Genomic DNA, 18,806 nt, shown 5'->3' on the forward strand with positions numbered 1-18,806 from the left:
TAATTAGATGATGTTTCACACCTTTTTATTCAAAACAAACTTACCTGCTCAATCTCACTAGCCCCTACATAACCACTTCTAACACTTCTCTATCTCTCTCGATGAGAAAAAAGGGGCCCACAGTGAAGTATAGCGTTAGCCCACCGGGGGACTGACCCCAAAATTAGGTACCATATTTTATTTACAACCTGAATTGGTTTAAGAAGACATACTTTATTAGTAATATCAGTATATTAGTAATTATTTTAAGAAATACGAAAAAAGGAAGTATGTGCTTACTTCCTTTCTTTTCTTATTGTAAAAATATACATATCTTATATTTATCTACTATTGTATCTCTTACCAGCAATATCTTCCCAATTAAGTGGGATTGCTCTTGAATAATGAGGATCATTAGGCGAAAGGGGGTCCTTTCTCAATTCAACATCAAGCCCTAAACTTTTACTTAGCTCCATAAACTTCTCGAGGGTTGTTTTACCACGCGATTCTTTAACTACAACAGTCTTCTCCATGATACAACCTCCTTACATAACTTAATTATAAACCCTTTGTAAACCTTCTTCAACAGCTATTTGCTTACTGGTCAGAATATTAATTAACTCCGCAGACAAGTTACCAACTTCAGTCTCTGTGCCCCTGTTCTCTAAAGTGAGAACAAAAATACTCTGAGTTCCGTCTGACAACTTTAACTTAATTGTTAAGTACTTCCTTTCTTCTTTGCCATTTTTAACATCGCTTTTACTTGAGTAATTAAATTCATAAAGAGGTTTGTCGTAAATGATCCCTCTCAATATACCTGTTCGAGACAAGGAATTTAACTCATCAATTATTTTTTCCAAACTACTCATTCTTAGTTGTGCTTGTAAGTTTGTCAGGTCTAACAATATTTGGTAAAACGCAAACTCAATTGCGTTTTCTACTGATGCATTCCCCGGTGGGATTTTACTGAGTTTTTGTAATAATTCAATAGATAACTTAACAATTTCTTCGTCTGAGTCATTATCATTAGTTTTTCTATATAATAAGACTGCTTTTTCATATCTTTTCAATAAATCAGATGGTAATTCAAAATATTGCTGCAACAAAGCATTCTGATTAATGCCCTCCATTGCATATCCTTCTTGATGCTGAATTTTTATTCTAGTTACATCTTTATTACGTTGAATGAAGTAACTATATCTTTGAACAGCAATTACCGAGGAATTTGCTTTTGTGAAATTTTCCAACGTTTCATAAATCATCTCACTTTGCTTAATTCGATTAAGAACCCCAAATTCACGCCACAATCCTCGAGTGTGTTCTCGTAAATCCTGTTCTCTTTTAGCAAGTTCAAGCTTTATTTCATTTATTTGATCTTTTTTTTGTTCTAAGTCCTTTCCATGTAACAATTCGACTCGTTCATATTTTTCATTATGGAAAAGTATTATCAGTGCAATTATCTCTAAAAATACAAATAATATGAAAGCGATTAATCCAATAGAAATATCTTCTATAGTTCCAGCAAAAAATTGTGTAAATAAACTTGCAGCCAAACCAAATAAAGGTAAAATAACAACAGCAATCCAATGATAGATAGTTTTCATAAACGGACTCCCCATGAAAATTAGTGATATGAAAATATATTTCAAATGTTAATCGAAAAATAAAAATAATGAAAGTTAAAACAACACCAAGCGACAAGCACTCCTAATATCATAATATCGAATTAACTGAATAAATCCATCATTATTTATTATTTACCTATCCTCTTCTAAGAAATCAATGTTACATTTCTTAGAAGTTATAATTAAGTTTTCCTTTCCCAACATAACAGTTCACAAAAGGCATTATGTGTGGTTTCGGTGCCTGGCACGACCCGAAGATTGATGGGTTTTGTCGAAGAACTAGTTTAGTCTTTTAGCTTGTGATTTTATCTTAAAGGTTATATAACCTACAAAACATTACTAGTTACTCTACAAAACCACCTCAAATCCCCCAACCTCCTTCACATACAAAAACTTAACTGTCAAAACAGATGCGTCATTAACAATATCGAGTTTTACAATGCTATTTCCATTACTCTCTTTATGGAGAGATTCATCCCGATTCAGGATCAGCATGATATCGGCATTCTCTGCTATGCTAGCTAATTCATTGAGGTAAGAAATTCGTGACCGTTTATTTTCCTTTTGATGACCTCCACTTGAAAGCTGTGATAGAAGAATAATCGGTACCTGGTATTGTTCTGCGATTTGCTTTAACTCCTTTGTGAAATGGGGAAAAAGGGTCAGACCCCCACTGAAGTAACGCTTTACTCCACCGGGGGACTGACCCCAGATCTCGACCCCAAATCTCTTGATTTTTTGATTGCCTTTTTTCCCTAGCTACAATCTGTTTAACACCTGATCAATCCAAAAAGGATTGGTTGTCTTCCCTGGCTTTCCCCAATTAATTATGGTTTATATGTGTTCTACAAAGCAAAAAATTGGGTACATCCCAACTCCTTAAGAAAACCTGGTCCCCTGGATTTCCAAGATTAATAGGGGACATAAAGTCCCCCCACCAAGGCATAAAAAATTTTAAACTTCAATACTACGAAAGCTTTCTTTTAGTGTTTTGACAATAAAGGTAAAATCATCTTCAGTAATACTTAATGGCGGTGCGAGTTGTAGGATGTTATTGTAGCCTGCGACAGTGTCTCCATTTTTTCCAATAATTAACCCTCTCTCTTTGCAAGCGCTAATGACTTTATTAACGATATCAAAATTTTCTGGCTTTTTCGTTCCTTTATCTTCAACCAATTCAATACCGATAAGAAGCCCCTTTCCTCTAATATCACCTACATAAGGAAGATCATTTAGTTCTTCTAGCTCTTTTAGTAGTCGTTCTCCTAGAGTTTGTGAGCGTTCAATTAGTTTTTCTTCTTCAAGAATCTCAAGGTTTTTTAGTGCAAGTGCACAAGCTGCTGGGTTTCCGCCAAATGTATTTACATGGCGAAGGCGATCATATTGTTCATTACCGCTATACGCCTCATAAATCTCTCTTTTTACTGCAGTAGCAGAAAGTGGAAGATAGGCACTTGTGATTCCTTTAGCCATCGTAATAATATCTGGTTTTACATCATAATTCATAAAACCAAACGGCTTACCTGTCCGTCCAAATCCGCAAATGACTTCATCGCAGATTAGTAGAGCCCCATGTTTTTCACAAATCTCTTTGACTTTTTTCATATAGTTTTGAGGTGGAATCAAGCAACCACCGCCTGTTATGATCGGCTCCATTATCATAGCCGCCACAGTATGGCCTAATTCCCATGTCATTACCCGGTCCACTTCCTGAGCACTTTCAAGGGTTTGCTCGTCATTTGGATTGCGATAGACATCTGGTGGATGCACATGGATAAATCCCGGAGCTAATGGCTCATATTTATATTTCCTTTCGGCCTGCCCCGTTGCTGCAAGGGCACCCATTGAATTTCCATGGTACGCGCGATAGCGAGAAATGAATTTGTATCGTTCAGGGTTCCCTTTTTGCTGGTGGTATTGGCGCGCAATTTTAAACGCAGTTTCATTTGCTTCTGATCCACTATTTGAGAAAAATATAACGTAATCATCACCAAGCCATTCGTTAAGCTTCTCGGCCAATTTTATGGCTGGAACATGACTTTGGGTAAGTGGAAAATAGGGCATTTCAAGAAGCTGATTATAAGCGGCTTCAGCCAGTTCCTTTCTCCCATAGCCTACATTTACACACCAAAGGCCAGACATCCCGTCTAAATACTTATTCCCCTCAACGTCCTCGACCCAAGCACCTTTGGCCTTTTGTATGATTAAGTTTCCCCGTGAAGGAGCCGACCCCCTCATAGAATGCCAGATATATTGTTCATCTTTTTTCTGTAGATCCTTTCCTTGATCCGTACCTAGCACTTTTATCTCCCCACTTCAACAAAATTTTTTTATTAATAACGAGCAGTCATCATTTTTTTGCGAGTGAAGAATTCAACTCCATCACGGCCGTTGGCATGTAAGTCACCATAAAATGAATTTTTATAACCTGAGAATGGGAAGAATGCCATTGGGGCTGGTACACCTAAATTTATCCCAAGCATACCGGCATCGATTTCCTCACGGAACGTGCGAATAGCATTTGCACTATCTGTATATAGACATGCACCATTAGCAAATTCAGATTGATTTGTAAGCTTGATTGCTTCTTCAAGGGTTTTTACACGGACAATTGATAATACAGGGGCAAATATCTCATCTTTCCAGATTTTCATATCTGTATTCACATGATCAAAGATGGTTGGGCCCACGAAATAGCCATGATCTTGGTCCCCTTCTCCCCTGCCATCACGGACAAGGAGGGCTCCTTCATTTTCGCCAATTTCAATATATTGAATGGTTCGCTCCTTATGTGCTTGACGGATAACCGGCCCAAGAAACACACGCTCATCCATTCCATTTCCTATTTGTATCTCATCAGCCTCTTGTTTTAACCGGTTAACTAACTCATCCGCTATATCTCCAACGGCTACTACAACAGATGCAGCCATGCAACGTTCACCAGCTGATCCAAAGGCAGATGCAATAATATTTGTAACCGCATTATTTAGGTCAGCATCTGGCATAACGATTGAGTGGTTTTTTGCACCAGCAAGTGCCTGAACTCTTTTTCCATTCGCTGCAGCTGTTTTATAAACGTACTCTGCTACTGGCTGTGAGCCAACAAAAGAAATCGCTCGCACATCCTCATGTTCAAGGACGCCATTTACAACGTCATGCCCTCCATGAACAATATTTAGTACCCCGTCCGGTAGTCCAGCCTCTTTGAACAACTCAGCTAGGCGATTAGCCATAAGCGGGGTGCGTTCAGATGGTTTTAACACAACGGTATTTCCGCACGCAATGGCTAGTGGGAACATCCAACAAGGTACCATCATCGGAAAGTTAAATGGCGTAATGCCACCAATTACCCCAATTGGGTATCGGTACATACCAGATTCAATACCTGTCGCAATATCCGGTAACTGATTGCCCATCATTAGTGTAGGAGCTCCTGCAGCAAATTCGACACATTCTATCGAGCGTTGCACTTCCCCGTATGCTTCTTTATAACTCTTGCCGTTTTCAACGGTAATTAGTTTGGCCAACTCATCCCAGTTTTTAACTAGTAATTGCTGATATCTGAATAGAATGCGTGCACGTTGAGGAACCGGTACCTTCCTCCAAGTTTGAAATGCTTCTTGTGCAACCGTAACCGCTTGATTAACATCTTCACGTGTGGAGATTGGCAGTTTGGCAATTATTGTGCCAGTAGCCGGATTTGGAATTTCATCTACTTTCTTACTTTCCGATAATATCCACTGGCCACCAATAAAATTTTTTAGTGTTTGTATTTCTTTAACTACAACCATAAAAGAGCCTCCCTATAATTCATAATTTTACAAAATTTTAAACTATCTAACATAAGTATATTAATCAAATAAAGCGTTTTCATTAGACAAAGTGTAAATTGTTTTTGTAAAACTACGTTACGTTCAGCACAATTTCAAGTCTATTTCTTACAGTGAGTCTTCGAAATCCTTGAAGGGCACTTTCCTCACCCCATCCATGTACCCATATGCTGCAACAGCAAATTCAATCGCTTGTCTTTTTGGCGGTTCCATAAAGTCCTCTCCAAGTAACTCATTTAACTTTTCAAGTCTGTGATAAAGTGTTTGCCTTACAATAAAAAGCTGACTTGCTGTTTCTTTTTTAGAGCCATTGAATTGTAAATAATACTTTAATGTATTCATAAGTTTCGCGTTATTTTGACGATCGTATATTATGATGGGCTTTAAATAGTCTGAAATGAATTCATATAATATTCCTTGATGTTGGGCGGCATTAATGATTCTATAAATGTGTAGATCTTCATAAAAATAACTAGTCACTTCATTTGGTATCTTTTCTCTAATAACGGAGGCCTCTTTTGCAAATGCGTAGCTTTTCTTTACATCTGCCAAACGGAGAACTGGTGTACCAACATTAATTTTTAAATGGGGATAAGGATAACTGGTGAAATATTTTGATTTTACTATTTGTTCAATCGCTGTCGATACTCTATGTTTATAATGCTCTTGCAATCTATTATCAATCAGTATTATTACAAGCGAATCTTCCATCGGTGCTGGTAATATATGAAACCCTTGGGTCTGAAAAATATTGCGTAAAAATAGTTTTAAATAGGTCATGTTTGGATCATCTGGTTCCAAATCCACCTTGATCAGAAGGACAATCGCCCTTTTCGGCTTTATACCTGGAACAATCTCTTGAAGTGATTTCTCTACCTGTTCTTCGTTTTGTTCTCCATTTAGCCATCTCTGAATCCAATCTATTTGTTTTGTCTTTCTTCTTTCTTCCGTCCATAATTCACGTAAAATGAGTTGAGCAAGTGCTGTTACCGTTCTGTCCAATAATAATTTTTCAAATTCAGTTACAGAATCTTCCTTGTCTATAATGACTAACTCAGCATACTCCTGATTAAATACTTTAACTTTTTGCCGGGAGATATATTCCTTTTTTCCTAAACTGCTTTCTTTTACCAAACGAAGGAGGTTTTGGTTTTCCTTTTCAGATTTATTGGAAGCAATACTATAGTGACCATCATTTGATAAGTAAATAACAGGCATATGTAATTGTTTTTGCAACATTTTTAAAACGCTCTCTTTAGGATCTGCCTCCAGCATCACTTCATTTAGTCTTCGTGAGTACTCCTCTAAATCCGATACCATTTGATAATGCTTTTTAATAATTAATGTATGTATCTCTTCGGTGATATCAACAAACCTTACTTCTTCATTAAAAACAATAATCGGAAAATGCAATTGGTCTGCTAACTGGATTACTTCACTGGGGATCTCATTTACATATTTCACTAATTCCACACAGAGTCCAGCCACATCACGCTCTATTAACTGTCTTACAAGCGAAAGCAAAGTTTCTTTGCTAGCACCCCACCCTACACCAGTTGTTAGTATCAGTTCATTTCCGTTTAATAGATTACCTATATTCGTAATTTCCATAACATGAACCCATTTTATCGTTCTTGTAATACCTTTTTTCCCTGCCACAATTATTGCGCTTTGAAAACTTTTCTGTTGCAATATCTCCTCTACCGATAACTTGACATCTTTTTTCATACCTATGTCTCCCCCAATCCAATTAATACCCTGCATTAAACAATATGTGAGAAATTATAGCATTTGCACGCATTAATTGTCCGACTTATCAGAATAATTTTACATTATGTAATATTATTCTCTAATTTTTTATATATTTTGTCCAGTGTAAATAAAACGCTTTCATGATAAAGTGAGATTAATATTCGGAAAATACAGAATAGTCAAATCTACTAATTGGGGGTAGTTTATGGATAAATCAAGAGTCTCTTAAATATGTATGTCACTGTATCTATTAAGCATGAATTAGGGGGATTCAGAATGATTATAGGGATACCAAAGGAAATAAAAAATAATGAAAATCGGGTAGCTATAACACCAGCAGGAGTTACTTTATTTATTAAAAGTGGTCATAAAGTGTTTGTTGAGAAGGATGCCGGGATTGGTAGTGGATTTAATAACGAGGATTATGTAAATGCAGGTGCAGAAATCATAGATAACACGAAAGACGTATGGAACCAGGCAGAAATGATTTTAAAGGTTAAGGAGCCTTTAAAAAGTGAATATCAATTTTTCCGCGAGGGATTAATTCTATTTACATATCTACATTTAGCAGCTGAGCCTGAATTAGCAAATGCCTTGAAGGAAAAACATGTGATTGCCCTAGCTTATGAAACAATCGCCGTAAGAAATACACTTCCACTTCTAACCCCAATGAGTGAAGTTGCTGGGCGAATGGCCGCCCAAATTGGTGCTCAATTTCTACAAAAAACGAATGGGGGCCAAGGAATTCTTCTTGCAGGTGTTCCAGGTGTAAGTTGTGCCAAAGTAACAATTATTGGCGGAGGAATTGTTGGAACAAATTCTGCAAAAATGGCTATTGGGTTGGGTGCCGATGTAACCATTATTGATTTAAGTGCCGAGCGTTTGCGGCAATTGGATGATATATTTGGAAGCCAGATTAAGACACTAATGTCTAACCCGTATAATATTGCCCAGTTAGTGAAAGAAGCGGACCTTTTGATTGGCGCAGTATTAATTCCGGGAGCTAAGGCTCCAAAACTAGTAACAGAAGAGATGGTTAAAACCATGAAACCTGGATCAGTTATCGTTGATGTTGCCATTGATCAAGGTGGCATTGTTGAAACTATTGACCATGTAACCACTCATGATAACCCAACATTCATTAAGCATGGCGTTGTTCACTACTCAGTTGCCAACATGCCGGGAGCTGTTCCAAGGACATCAACAATCGCACTTACAAATGTAACTATACCTTATAGCTTACAGATTGCGAATAAAGGAATCTCAAAAGCTATAGAAGAAAATAGCGCATTAAAACTCGGAGTAAACACAGCAAACGGAGAAATTACTTATGAAGCTATAGCTAGAGACCTTGGATATGAATATGTAGCCGTTGAAAAGGCTCTTAATAAAACACTAACTGCTAATTAATTAGCAGTTAAACAAAAGGAGGAGAACAATGAGAACTAAAAAATTTGCGGCATTCATTCTTTCGCTTGGTCTGGCAATTGTGGCACTTACTGCCTGTGGCGGTGGAAAAGAAACTGCTGGTGATGGGTCTAGCGATCCTATCGTTTTAAGATTAGCATCTGATGCTCCATTAGAGCACATTGCAACTGGTTTAAACAATGAACTTGCTGAAATCGTAAAGGAAAGAACAGAAGGCAGAGTTGAAATTAAATACTTCCCGGCCAGCCAGTTAGGTGGATATGAAACTGTCTATGAAGAAATCATGAGAGGTACAATCGATGCCGGACAAATAACAATTCCAGATGCTTTAGACGCAAGGCTTGGCGCAGCGTATGTTCCATACTACGCTAAAAACTTTGATGAAGCCAAAATCCTGTATGCTCCAGATTCCTACCTTTCTAATCAAATAGGTGAATTAACAGCTGAAAGCGATGTTAAATTCCTTGGTTTCGTGATTGAAGGATTTATTGGTCAAGCGTTTGTAAAAGAACCAACTGATATGTTTACTCCAGGGGTAAACAAAGAGGTTAAAACAAGAAGTCCTGGCATGGTTACATTCCGTATCCCTCAAGAAGAACTTGGTTTCATTCCAATTACCGTTCCATATGCAGAAGTACCTACAGCTATTCAAACAAAAGTTGTTGATGGTTGGGTAGGTGGAACACCAAACATCAACTATGCATGGGTTGGTGAAGTAATCAATTACATGTATGTAAACTATTTACATGCAGAAGCAACAAGCTATGTTATGAGTGAAAAGACCCTTGAAAAACTTTCCCCTGAAGATGCTGAAATCGTTATTGCTGCATTCAATGAACAAAGTGAAAAGAGCTTTACATTAGCACAAGAAAATGAAGAAACCTACAAGAAGAAATTAGCTGAAGATTATGACGTTGAAGTTATTGAATTCACTGAAGAACAAATAGATGTTTATGCTGATTTTGTTAGAGAAACTACTTGGCCTAAGCTTGAGGAGCAGTTATCTAAGGAATTAATGGATGGTATGAGAGCTGAAATTGAAAAACTTAAGTCAAACTAACAAGCTAACAATTGCCTTAACACACGGGAAAGGGTACCCCTTCCCGTCCCTATTATTTCTACTATCAAAGGAGGGAGACGTATAATGGATAACCTTGAAAACAAGTTAGAAAAATCATTTATTTGGTCAGCCTTAGTAAAGTTTTTAAGGTTTGGTTTAATTGTCAGCAATATACTTGTAACACTAATTGCTTTTGCTGCTGTTATAGCCCGTTCCCTTGACTACAATTTACTTGGATACGAAGAAATACTTATTATTTGTGCCTTCTGGCTCTATATGCTTGGAAGCGCTTATGGTTCTTATGAAAGAAGCCATATAAAAGCGGATATCATCGTTATTATGATGAAAGAGGGACTTTTAAAGGATATCCTCTCACTAGTACGTGATACCTTGAGTGTTTTTCTTGGTATCGTATTTTTTCTATGGGCCATTCAATTATTCCAGTGGAATTTGATTAATGATCAGGCAACCCCAGTTTGGCGTATTCCAGTAATAGTGGGTCAATCTTCACTTTTATTTGGATTAGGTGTAGGAAGCTTTTTCCACTTAGTTTATTTGTATGATGGAATAAAAAGATTCTATTTAATATGGGTAAAAAAGATCCAATTCAATGATAAAAATGATTAAAGGAAGGAGGGATATTAATTGATTTCTTTAGTAGCCGTTCTTGTATTAATTGTCATTCTATTACTTGGTGTTGAAATACCCTATGCATTTTTTGCTTCTATCCTAGTAATTGTTTTTTTTGGTGGATATGATTATACTTTCCTTTTACCATATGGGTTTAGTAAGGTAAGTTCCCTAATCCTTGTGGCAATTCCACTTTTCATACTTGCAGGTCAACTTATGGAAAAGAGCGGAATTGGTGAAAGTTTAATAAATTTTGTCACAACGTTTATAGGACGCATCAGGGGAGGACTTGGAGCGGTAATGGTTATATCCTGTGCCCTTTTCGGTTCCATCTCTGGTAGTGGATTTGCTACCCTTTCAAGTATCGGAACTATTATGCTTCCGCGAATGGCAGCTGCAGGATATCCAAGAGGAATTTCTACTGCACTTATCTCAAGTGCTGCCTTGCTGGGACTTTTGATCCCACCAAGTCTGAACATGATTTTATTTGCCTTTATCGCTGGCCAATCCGTATTGGCTACATTCCTTTCCACTCTAATTCCTGGAATCATACTCGTAATTTTACTAATTTTCACCAACTGGTGGATGCTAAGAGACTGCAAAACATTAGTAATACCAGAAAAAATAGAAAAGACTGTTTTTGTTAAAACATTAGGTAACAGAACTGGAAGAGCTATACCTGCCTTAATTGCACCTTTTATCATTTTAGGTGGTATCTATGGCGGTTTCCTAACTCCAACTGAAGCTGCAGCCGTTTCAGTACTATATACAATTCCTATTGGAATACTTTTCTACAAAGGGCTCGATTGGAAAACATTCAAAACGGCCTTAATAATAGCTGGAACTACAGCTGGTGTTATTATGATCATGCTATTATCTGTTATGATGCTTTCAAGATTATACATAATGGAAAGTGTACCTGATATGATTCTTGAATTTATGATGTCAGTTACAGAAAATAGACTCATTCTAATTTTCATGCTTAACTTATTCATGATTATTATAGGAATGCTAATGGACGATACAAGTGCCATCCTTCTTTCTACACCTATATTACTACCAGTAGCAATTTCACTTGATCTTCATCCAATACACTTTGCAGCTATCATGGGCGTTAATCTTGGACTAGGTTGCGTAACCCCCCCAACCGCTCCATTCTTATACCTTGGGTCAAGAATTGGCAATACACCAATCAATGAAATGATGAGACCGACAATGTGGATAATTCTTTTCGCATGGATTCCAACATTGTTCATAACTACTGTCTTTCCAGAGGTTGCATTGTACTTACCAAAACTATTTGGCCTGTTATAAAAACTACACCTCAATAATAGAGCACGCTGAATGATTCATTATCCGCCTTCTCAATTGAAATAAAAGCAGTCGGAATAACGGGAATCTATTATAGGTTCTCGTTACCATCTGCAACTCTTTAACGTTATCTAAGCAAGACGCAGCACTCCACATGTTTTGAAGGTTTGACGTGCGTAGTGTAGTAATTAGAGATAAAGATAGTTGGATCCTGAAGGCCAATGGGTCAATGGGTCAGACACCCCACCCAAGTAACGCTTTACTCCACCGGGGGACTGACCCCAAAATTCGGAGGTAAAGTCTTTCACCGATTTATAAATTGCTACTTCTGCTACTCCATATTCGCTGCTTATTCTTTAACTGAGTTACCGGAATGATACAAATCGAAAATCGTTTTCTTAAAGTCAACATTATATTTTTTGCCTGTAGCTTTACGTTCCAATTTGGATACGTCCTCTCAAAATAATTGTAAGGACTTAATTAAACTGTGCCCACGAAACTATACTAACTCCATTTCATTTATTTTGGAACATTTTAATTAATTTGCTCCAAAAAGTTGGAGTCTTCTCAGCCTTTTCTATGATCCTTAAATTAAATGTAGCCTCATCAAAACTCATCATATCACCGCCAGCTAGTTGTCCATTAGCCGTTAAAAATTCCAATGTGCCCTTTTTTAATCTCCGGAATCTAACTTGTTTTATCCCCTGGTATTCATCAAATTCGGTTACTTTGTATAGGTTATGTGGATCAACTCCACTTTCCCCATAAAAATCAATCCTAGTGACAATATCACCAATTTCCGCATATCCGTTTTTTACTTTGCAATACATTTCATTTCTCCCTAACTTTTTAATTTCCCAAAATTAAAAATAACCCTTTTCTTATATTGCCCTAAAGCATGGAGTTATTTTCTAGGACTTTTTTTAAAAGAATGAATGGATAGGCTAAGCACTACACTTAGTTGGACAGAAAAGTTAAGGTGACGTAGACAGCATCTAATACAAATTAGGAGAATTTACGATGACAAAAGAGCGAGACGAAAGTTTACAGATAAGTTCAAAAATCAGATGGTTCAGCTATATTTGAACAGCAATCCAATAAAAGACATCATTCGTGAGTATGACCTTACGCCTTCTTCCATAGAATTGAAAGACTAAGTATAAGTTTACAATCCTCTGCTTATTCATCTCCTTACTCCAATGTTACTGGTCAACATGTCAACACCTGTTCGGTTAATAGGTATAAACCAATATCATTTCCCTATATCTGCCTGTCTGTCTTCTTACCCCACTTCTCTCAAAGACTGCAACGCTCCTAAAAATCAACCTCTGTTGTTCCATATAAAAGCTATTGGTTTCGGTGCCTGGCACCACCAGAAGATTGATAGATTTTGTCGAAATTATTAATATAGCATTTAGTCGAAAAATGGAAAAATGGGTCAGATCCCCACTGAAGTAACGCTTTACTCCACCAGGGGACTGACCCCAAAATTGTGTTTCGTCTTAAGATTTATAGATCATCCATAAATTTTTTAGTTTCTCCTTATCACTAAGGGACTCAGGATTCTTAAAACCCTTTTTCATCATAAAATCAATTATTTTTTCCTCTTCCATTTATTCACCCTCCAAGTTTTGATTGTGACAAGTCACTGTGACTTGTCACTTTGTGTTCGAAGAAGATTAATAAGAAGTATTTGCCTTTACTTTCGAGGGTGAGAAGAAAAGTATCAAAGGGAATTTTATAGAGCTATTTTATTACCTGCGAAAAACAATTAGAAAAATAATTACAGTGATTAGGAATGGGCTTATCCACCCTAAAGTAAATGAAGAGATTTCATGTCCTTTTCGTGGTTTCCAAATCTCAATAAGATTTGAAATAACCTCCAAAACAGCAACTACACCTGTAATCCATAGAACCACTAGTGCTATATCAGCTTCTTCGTACACTTTTTGATTCGATTCATGAGCTACTCCAAACAAATCAGACATTGATTGATACCATTCGCTTATATATTTTCCAAATATATTTGTATGAGATGGCCCTGATAGTTGATTCCAAATCCAATTAACAAGAAATACATAAGATATAGCTTTCGCGAAGGTAATAAATAATGTAAATCCTTGGAAAAATTGAGATTTATTGATATAACGTTGATCTAACTGACGTTGGGCAATTGCTACTTTCCGTGGTGGAAGCTCTTTTATTTCTTCAAGCACGCTGGTCTCTCCTTTAATTACCTTATATGTACAAATTGACATTTAAACATGATTACTATGATTTACATGGCCTTTTAGTTCTTCCAGCTGAACAGTTTTGAACTGTGCATTAATATTCTGAACTGTTTAAGTTATTTCCACATTTGAAGCATTTAAGAGATACAATGATTTCATCAGTACTTAATGTGCTATCGTCATTAAAAATCTCTATATCCCCGGATCTTTTAGAAAAATTATATTCTAATTCTCTAACACACCCACATTTTAAACATTTAATGCTAAACATAGGTTCATCCTTCTTTCCGTCTAAAAGCTCTATTGCGACTGCCTTTAAAATTGGTATAACAAATCGTTTCATCAATTCACCCCTACGTCGCTTTTTGATTCAACTAGCCTGTCCGTTCGTATTAATTCGACAAAAAGAGCGTTTATCCCTTCTTGGATAAACGCAACTTTGGGGCATTGTTTTCACATTGGACAGTTATTTATCTGCTCTTATTTAGTAGGATGCGTAAACCTCCTCTTCCATCCAGCATTTATCCCACTTGTAAAACTCTAGGATTTGAGTTTTTTCATCAAATGTAATTACAAACTTACAATTAAAAATAGATCCAAATAAAACCCAGTCATCATGGATTTCTTCGTATCTGCCTTGGTAATATTCAAAATCCCTTTTAGGAATAACAAAAGCAAAGGCGTCTTTATAATCGGTTGATTCCGTTGCTCTAGGAAGACTTCTACCTTTTAATATTAAGCCAAATAATTTATGAACAGAATTAGGTCTATCATTTGATGCTATACCGTTAGGCTTAGTTCCAATTTTAGCCTCACATCTCAAATAAATTTTCTCACCTTTTAAATCTACTTCAGCCTCAAAATCCATTAACCTATTGGAGTCACAATTATATGTATATACTTTAAATTCCATTAACTTTTTACACTTTTCATTTAAAGCTTCAACAAATTTCTTTTCAGTTATATCTTTCTTCTTAAGTAGAAATGTAATTTGATCCCCCATCCTAACTTCAGATGTTTTCCATCCAGCATCGATCCATGAACGTGCATGGGAATGAGTTCCATGTAATTCATTTGCCCACCATGCTGGATAATTATATGCTGATTTAGGTAGATTAAACTGTAAAATTTCTTCTATTTCAGTAAATGTAAGTTTTTGTTCTGATGCCTCCTTAGATTTTTGTTTAAGATACTCATATAATTTTATGTACTTACCGTTATACATCTATTAATCCCCCCTTGATCCGTCCATATATCTATAAAAATTTTACACTTAACATATATAGAATAACATTGAAAAAAATTATAGCTGCTAAACAACAGAAAAACATGCAAAAGTCAAAAAAAAAAAAAAAAATGAAACCAATGTGATTTCATCTTGAAATACTAATACTAATTCCATTCTACAAATGACGGTATCCTTAAGAATCCAGCTTTAGTTAGGTGCCTATATTTCACTCTTAAACTTAATCGGCTCAATTGGCCAGTGGCTCAGACCCCCACTGAAGTAACGCTTTACTCCACCGGGGGACTGACCCTAAACCCTTGAGGCTGTCGGAAATTTTGTTAGCACCTCAAGCGTGAAAAAACAAAATCAGGAAATCATTAAGTCGGAAATTAAAAATCGGTTTCTCGATAAAAATCACAAAGAGGATATTAAACACTACTTAAAAGAAGAACGGGAATTTATAATCCCGCCAATCACCTTAGTTTCACCAGAGCCTTTAATTTTCGTTAGAACTAGGTTCGAAAATGAACTGGAACAAGCTCGAATTTTATCAGATAAAGAGTTTATAAGAATTTGTGGTGCCTGGCACGCCCCGAGGGTAAACTAAGCCGCCCTGTCGTTTACCACAATTCCAAAGGTATTAAAATCTCCAAAAATATTGGGATCAGGTGGCTGCCCCAAATGCCGCTCAAAACCTCTCAATCTTCTAAAAATCCGAGGCGACAGCGCACTGCTTCCTAAATTAGCATGGCTTTTTTTAGCTTAGTAGCGCACTTACCACAACTGTCCTTTTTTCGACAATTTTTTCAGTCTTCAGAAATAAAAAAAAGCCCTCATTAAAACCGTATAAAATCAGGGTTTTTCAAACAAAATTTCGATTACTGCGACAAATAGTTTGCACTTAGACAAAAGTTTTGCCCCCAATAAACAAATGCGCACTTATCTGCATGTCACATAAATTCTCCTTATTATTCAATAGTCTTAAAAGGAGATTGAATGTGACGAAACATAAAGTAATGAACATTGGTCCTGCAATTAAAAGACTGAGGAAGCAGAAGTTGATGTCTCAGGAGGAATTGGCAGAGCATAGCTCGCTTGGATTAAGAACCATTTCAGCCATCGAAAATAATGAGGAGGACCCCCGTTTTAGCACACTCTACAATTTGGCTATTGGACTAGATATCGATATTCTTGATCTAGTAGTTGAAATAAAAAAAGAATTATAATACCAGCCAATACAGTCCTATCCCACCTAAAGAAAGAGATGAAAGGGAAAGCTCTCAATACTTTCCCTTCTCTCCACTCACCTACGAGCCAACAAATACGAATTCATATTTTCTCACACTTTTTTGTAAACCCTTTCAAAATCTAAACTACTTTTGATCAACTAAACACATACGGTTTTAGTTGATCCTTCCCATAAAAGTAAATATATCGTTTAAAGGTGGAATGAATCCTATATGAGTGACTAACAACTAGTGCCTTTCAACAGAAAAAAGATCAAACGATACATTACAACCGACCTCCTAACTGCGGGTCAAAGGAGCCGAATCGATGTTAATAAAAAGGCATTATCTAATTAATCAGCAATTTATGAGCATGGCTGGTTTCTATGATCGCCATGGCAAACTGTGCACCTTAGTTCGTGAAACCGAAAGGACGTTTATAGTTGACAAATCTCCCATCGAAATCCTAGATGAAAGCATTTGCTGGGTTGGCTACGATTTAAAAGGAGCCATACTCGCATCAAAGAGATTGCTTGGGGATATTCAAATGTGCCCCATCATGGTGAATCCGGTTGAACGAATCGTTCTGTTTCCGACGCAATCACATAAAAATGCTGAAACAACATGGCTTAATCCGGCCCATATTAGACGCACCATCAGCATGAACAGACAAACACTTGTAAGATTCACAAACGGCACCACATTACTCATTCCATCAAGACTTTCTTCCTTCAACACGAAAATCCAAAACGCTGAACAACTTGAGGATATAACCGCACGTGGGCCAAATAGTACTTTCTCCTTCATTCTAGATCCAAAAAAACGCAAGAAAAAGAAGAAGCAACGACAATAAATATGAACGATTGTGGGTGAGTGTTATATACGCTTTTCCCATCTAAAAATAAAACACCAAAAATGAGGAGATAATAAGCCATTTATCTCCTTTTAAAAAGGAGAACCCCATCTGTGAACGGAATCATTAAACGACAAAAGAGGAAAGATTTTGCTCAAATTCACAATCACCCATTACAACGTTTGACCGATATTCGAGCCATTGGCGTACTGGCCCATTTAATGTCTATGCCCGAAAATTGGGTCATTCGTAAAACCCATCTATACAGCACGTATGGTCGGGGCCCGATTTCCAGTGGGATTGCGGTGCTTGAACAACTTGGATACTGGGTTGAACTGACCTATCGGGATGGAAGGAAGAATATTCATCTTTACCATCTTTCCGATGTTCCCTTTACAGACAGTGAAGTAGAGGAATTGATTTTAGAGGTTGAAAAGGCTGGCTTTAAAGTGAAACACATCAGTGAACCTTATCATCACTTACTCATCGCTCCAATCGAAGGATATGTAGACCCCTTTTCTACTGTTGATTTTCAACAGTTGAAATTGAACAGTCCATTTTCAACAGTTGAAAATCGACAGCTATTAAATAAAGAGAAAAAAAGAAAGAGAGAACAAATAAATAGAGATCAAACAAACATTGTGAATTCACAAGATGACCACCCTCTCTCCCATTTAGATGAATTTGAAAAAGCCATAAAAAATGTTTGTAATGAGCTCTATGTCGAATATGCCCCAGGTAGATGGAGCAAACGATCCTGGAACACACTCACCCAAGAGTTTATAAAGGAAACAATCGAAACAAATCGGTATAAGAATATTCCTAGAAACCAGATAAGGGCCTATACAGAAGCAGCCATTCGGAAAATGGCCTTCTTCAACGATAAAAAGAACCAAAAGATACCCGTGGCACAAACCATTCCCACCCGTCCAGTGCCATTTTATGACTGGTTAAATGCCGACTCTTAACGTTGCTTGGACAACCGAACTTTTCCTTGTTTCAAGCAAGTCATCGATATTGAAAATCGGGAAAATGATTCATCACACCATCTCATTAGGCAGATAAAAACCTGAGTTCTAATAGGAACTCAGGTTCTCCCTACATTATTAAGATTGATCCTGACACTACCCTTCGTAAATAATACTCTGTGAAAACCTTACTCACCCACCATACCGTCATTATCATTATCGCGCATATAGGGGTATAACCAGTGATCACTCGTTATTGGCATACTGAAACCTGCTGCTTTTGCTTCTTTAATTGTCACCTGTCCATTACCGTTTGTATCAACGCTAGAAATATCACCGTTTGTGTTTGAACTGGTTGAATTGGAAGGCTCACTGTCTGTTAAACCGAGTGATTCGTTAACTTTATCAGGGTTCACATTATCAAATGTATCAACGATTTTGTTGCCCATTAAAGTATATTGTACATCTGAATTTACTGGGATAAATATAACAAAGTTTAATTCCTCTATACTTGTACATATTTTTTCCCATATCATATGGGTGAAATTATTATTTTCGAGATAGAAAAAGCTACAAATATTTAAATTAAGGCTCTGTTAAAGAATTGTGTTGATTATTAATATAGAAATAGCTTGGTTTAAGAACCAAGCTATTTTTGCATTCATTTAAATGTCTTCTTAAACTA

The 18,806-nt window shown here is 36.7% G+C and carries 17 protein-coding genes and 1 pseudogene; 7 read left to right on the forward strand and 11 right to left on the reverse strand.

Translation table 11 applies throughout. The features are described from left to right. Positions 1-320: 320 nt before the first annotated feature. The 6 genes from BMX30_RS08975 to BMX30_RS09000 all read right to left on the reverse strand — a co-directional run bounded on the left by BMX30_RS08975 (position 321) and on the right by BMX30_RS09000 (position 7,162). Entirely contained in the window at positions 321-512 is a 192-nt protein-coding gene (locus BMX30_RS08975; RefSeq protein ID WP_090743935.1) for a hypothetical protein, read from the reverse strand. A 21-nt stretch (positions 513-533) separates the two neighbouring features. Continuing rightward, positions 534-1,583, reverse strand: a complete 1,050-nt coding sequence (locus tag BMX30_RS08980; protein ID WP_090743937.1) for a hypothetical protein — start codon at positions 1,581-1,583, stop codon at positions 534-536. 369 nt (positions 1,584-1,952) lie between these two features. Further along, the gene (locus tag BMX30_RS24235) at positions 1,953-2,339 is read right to left on the reverse strand and encodes a DnaB-like helicase C-terminal domain-containing protein (protein ID WP_090743941.1); all 387 of its coding nucleotides are present in this window, start codon (positions 2,337-2,339) and stop codon (positions 1,953-1,955) included. A 219-nt stretch (positions 2,340-2,558) separates the two neighbouring features. Continuing rightward, positions 2,559-3,905: an aspartate aminotransferase family protein gene (locus BMX30_RS08990; protein WP_090743944.1), complete on the reverse strand. Its 1,347-nt coding sequence runs from the start codon at positions 3,903-3,905 to the stop codon at positions 2,559-2,561. 32 nt (positions 3,906-3,937) lie between these two features. After that, positions 3,938-5,395 (reverse strand): CoA-acylating methylmalonate-semialdehyde dehydrogenase, encoded by a 1,458-nt coding sequence (locus tag BMX30_RS08995; RefSeq protein ID WP_090743946.1) that lies wholly within the window; start codon positions 5,393-5,395, stop codon positions 3,938-3,940. Positions 5,396-5,542: 147 nt separating this feature from the next. Then, on the reverse strand, positions 5,543-7,162 hold the full coding sequence (locus BMX30_RS09000; RefSeq protein ID WP_170843835.1) for a PucR family transcriptional regulator: 1,620 nt from the start codon (positions 7,160-7,162) through the stop codon (positions 5,543-5,545). A gap of 300 nt (positions 7,163-7,462) precedes the next feature. On the opposite strand from BMX30_RS09000, the gene ald reads away from it, so the two are divergent. From ald to BMX30_RS09020, 4 genes are all read left to right on the forward strand, one after another. Then, the gene (gene ald, locus BMX30_RS09005; protein ID WP_090743953.1) at positions 7,463-8,596 is read left to right on the forward strand and encodes an alanine dehydrogenase; all 1,134 of its coding nucleotides are present in this window, start codon (positions 7,463-7,465) and stop codon (positions 8,594-8,596) included. A 28-nt stretch (positions 8,597-8,624) separates the two neighbouring features. Further along, positions 8,625-9,674, forward strand: a complete 1,050-nt coding sequence (dctP, locus tag BMX30_RS09010; RefSeq protein ID WP_090743956.1) for a TRAP transporter substrate-binding protein DctP — start codon at positions 8,625-8,627, stop codon at positions 9,672-9,674. Between the two features lie 84 nt (positions 9,675-9,758). Then, positions 9,759-10,301 carry a TRAP transporter small permease gene (locus tag BMX30_RS09015; protein WP_090743959.1) on the forward strand — a complete coding sequence of 181 codons (543 nt, stop codon included), beginning with the start codon at positions 9,759-9,761 and terminating at the stop codon, positions 10,299-10,301. An 18-nt stretch (positions 10,302-10,319) separates the two neighbouring features. Next, positions 10,320-11,618: a TRAP transporter large permease gene (locus BMX30_RS09020; protein ID WP_090743961.1), complete on the forward strand. Its 1,299-nt coding sequence runs from the start codon at positions 10,320-10,322 to the stop codon at positions 11,616-11,618. Positions 11,619-12,130: 512 nt separating this feature from the next. On the opposite strand, the gene BMX30_RS09025 is transcribed toward BMX30_RS09020, so the two are convergent. The 4 genes from BMX30_RS09025 to BMX30_RS09045 form a co-directional block, all read right to left on the reverse strand. Next, positions 12,131-12,445: a hypothetical protein gene (locus tag BMX30_RS09025; protein ID WP_090743964.1), complete on the reverse strand. Its 315-nt coding sequence runs from the start codon at positions 12,443-12,445 to the stop codon at positions 12,131-12,133. Positions 12,446-13,369: 924 nt separating this feature from the next. Next, positions 13,370-13,831, reverse strand: a complete 462-nt coding sequence (locus tag BMX30_RS09035) for a hypothetical protein (RefSeq protein WP_090743969.1) — start codon at positions 13,829-13,831, stop codon at positions 13,370-13,372. Positions 13,832-13,940: 109 nt separating this feature from the next. Further along, entirely contained in the window at positions 13,941-14,189 is a 249-nt protein-coding gene (locus tag BMX30_RS09040; protein ID WP_090743972.1) for a hypothetical protein, read from the reverse strand. A gap of 141 nt (positions 14,190-14,330) precedes the next feature. Continuing rightward, positions 14,331-15,071 carry a DUF7662 domain-containing protein gene (locus BMX30_RS09045; RefSeq protein WP_090743975.1) on the reverse strand — a complete coding sequence of 247 codons (741 nt, stop codon included), beginning with the start codon at positions 15,069-15,071 and terminating at the stop codon, positions 14,331-14,333. A 1,001-nt stretch (positions 15,072-16,072) separates the two neighbouring features. On the opposite strand from BMX30_RS09045, the gene BMX30_RS09055 reads away from it, so the two are divergent. From BMX30_RS09055 to BMX30_RS09065, 3 genes are all read left to right on the forward strand, one after another. Further along, complete coding sequence (locus BMX30_RS09055) at positions 16,073-16,300, forward strand: helix-turn-helix domain-containing protein (RefSeq protein WP_211482060.1); 228 nt, start codon at positions 16,073-16,075, stop codon at positions 16,298-16,300. 328 nt (positions 16,301-16,628) lie between these two features. After that, on the forward strand, positions 16,629-17,153 hold the full coding sequence (locus BMX30_RS09060; RefSeq protein WP_090743984.1) for a competence protein ComK: 525 nt from the start codon (positions 16,629-16,631) through the stop codon (positions 17,151-17,153). Positions 17,154-17,266: 113 nt separating this feature from the next. Beyond that, positions 17,267-18,121 (forward strand): hypothetical protein, encoded by an 855-nt coding sequence (locus BMX30_RS09065; protein WP_090743987.1) that lies wholly within the window; start codon positions 17,267-17,269, stop codon positions 18,119-18,121. Between the two features lie 188 nt (positions 18,122-18,309). Here the strand turns inward: BMX30_RS09065 and BMX30_RS09070 are convergent. After that, a pseudogene (locus BMX30_RS09070) lies at positions 18,310-18,582 on the reverse strand (DNA/RNA non-specific endonuclease); the annotation flags it as partial. Positions 18,583-18,806: the final 224 nt, after the last annotated feature.

It is taken from the genome of Mesobacillus persicus (assembly GCF_900109925.1).
In the GTDB taxonomy this organism is placed as follows: domain Bacteria; phylum Bacillota; class Bacilli; order Bacillales; family Cytobacillaceae; genus Mesobacillus_B; species Mesobacillus_B persicus.

Coding starts and splice junctions, on each gene's coding strand:
- BMX30_RS09040 (WP_090743972.1), bottom strand. CDS start 14,189: ATGAAACGATTTGTTATACCAATTTTAAAGGCAGTCGCAATAGAGCTT.
- BMX30_RS08980 (WP_090743937.1), bottom strand. CDS start 1,583: ATGAAAACTATCTATCATTGGATTGCTGTTGTTATTTTACCTTTATTT.
- BMX30_RS09045 (WP_090743975.1), bottom strand. CDS start 15,071: ATGTATAACGGTAAGTACATAAAATTATATGAGTATCTTAAACAAAAA.
- BMX30_RS08995 (WP_090743946.1), bottom strand. CDS start 5,395: ATGGTTGTAGTTAAAGAAATACAAACACTAAAAAATTTTATTGGTGGC.
- ald (WP_090743953.1), top strand. CDS start 7,463: ATGATTATAGGGATACCAAAGGAAATAAAAAATAATGAAAATCGGGTA.
- BMX30_RS08975 (WP_090743935.1), bottom strand. CDS start 512: ATGGAGAAGACTGTTGTAGTTAAAGAATCGCGTGGTAAAACAACCCTC.
- BMX30_RS09000 (WP_170843835.1), bottom strand. CDS start 7,162: ATGAAAAAAGATGTCAAGTTATCGGTAGAGGAGATATTGCAACAGAAA.
- BMX30_RS09060 (WP_090743984.1), top strand. CDS start 16,629: ATGTTAATAAAAAGGCATTATCTAATTAATCAGCAATTTATGAGCATG.
- dctP (WP_090743956.1), top strand. CDS start 8,625: ATGAGAACTAAAAAATTTGCGGCATTCATTCTTTCGCTTGGTCTGGCA.
- BMX30_RS09025 (WP_090743964.1), bottom strand. CDS start 12,445: ATGTATTGCAAAGTAAAAAACGGATATGCGGAAATTGGTGATATTGTC.
- BMX30_RS09015 (WP_090743959.1), top strand. CDS start 9,759: ATGGATAACCTTGAAAACAAGTTAGAAAAATCATTTATTTGGTCAGCC.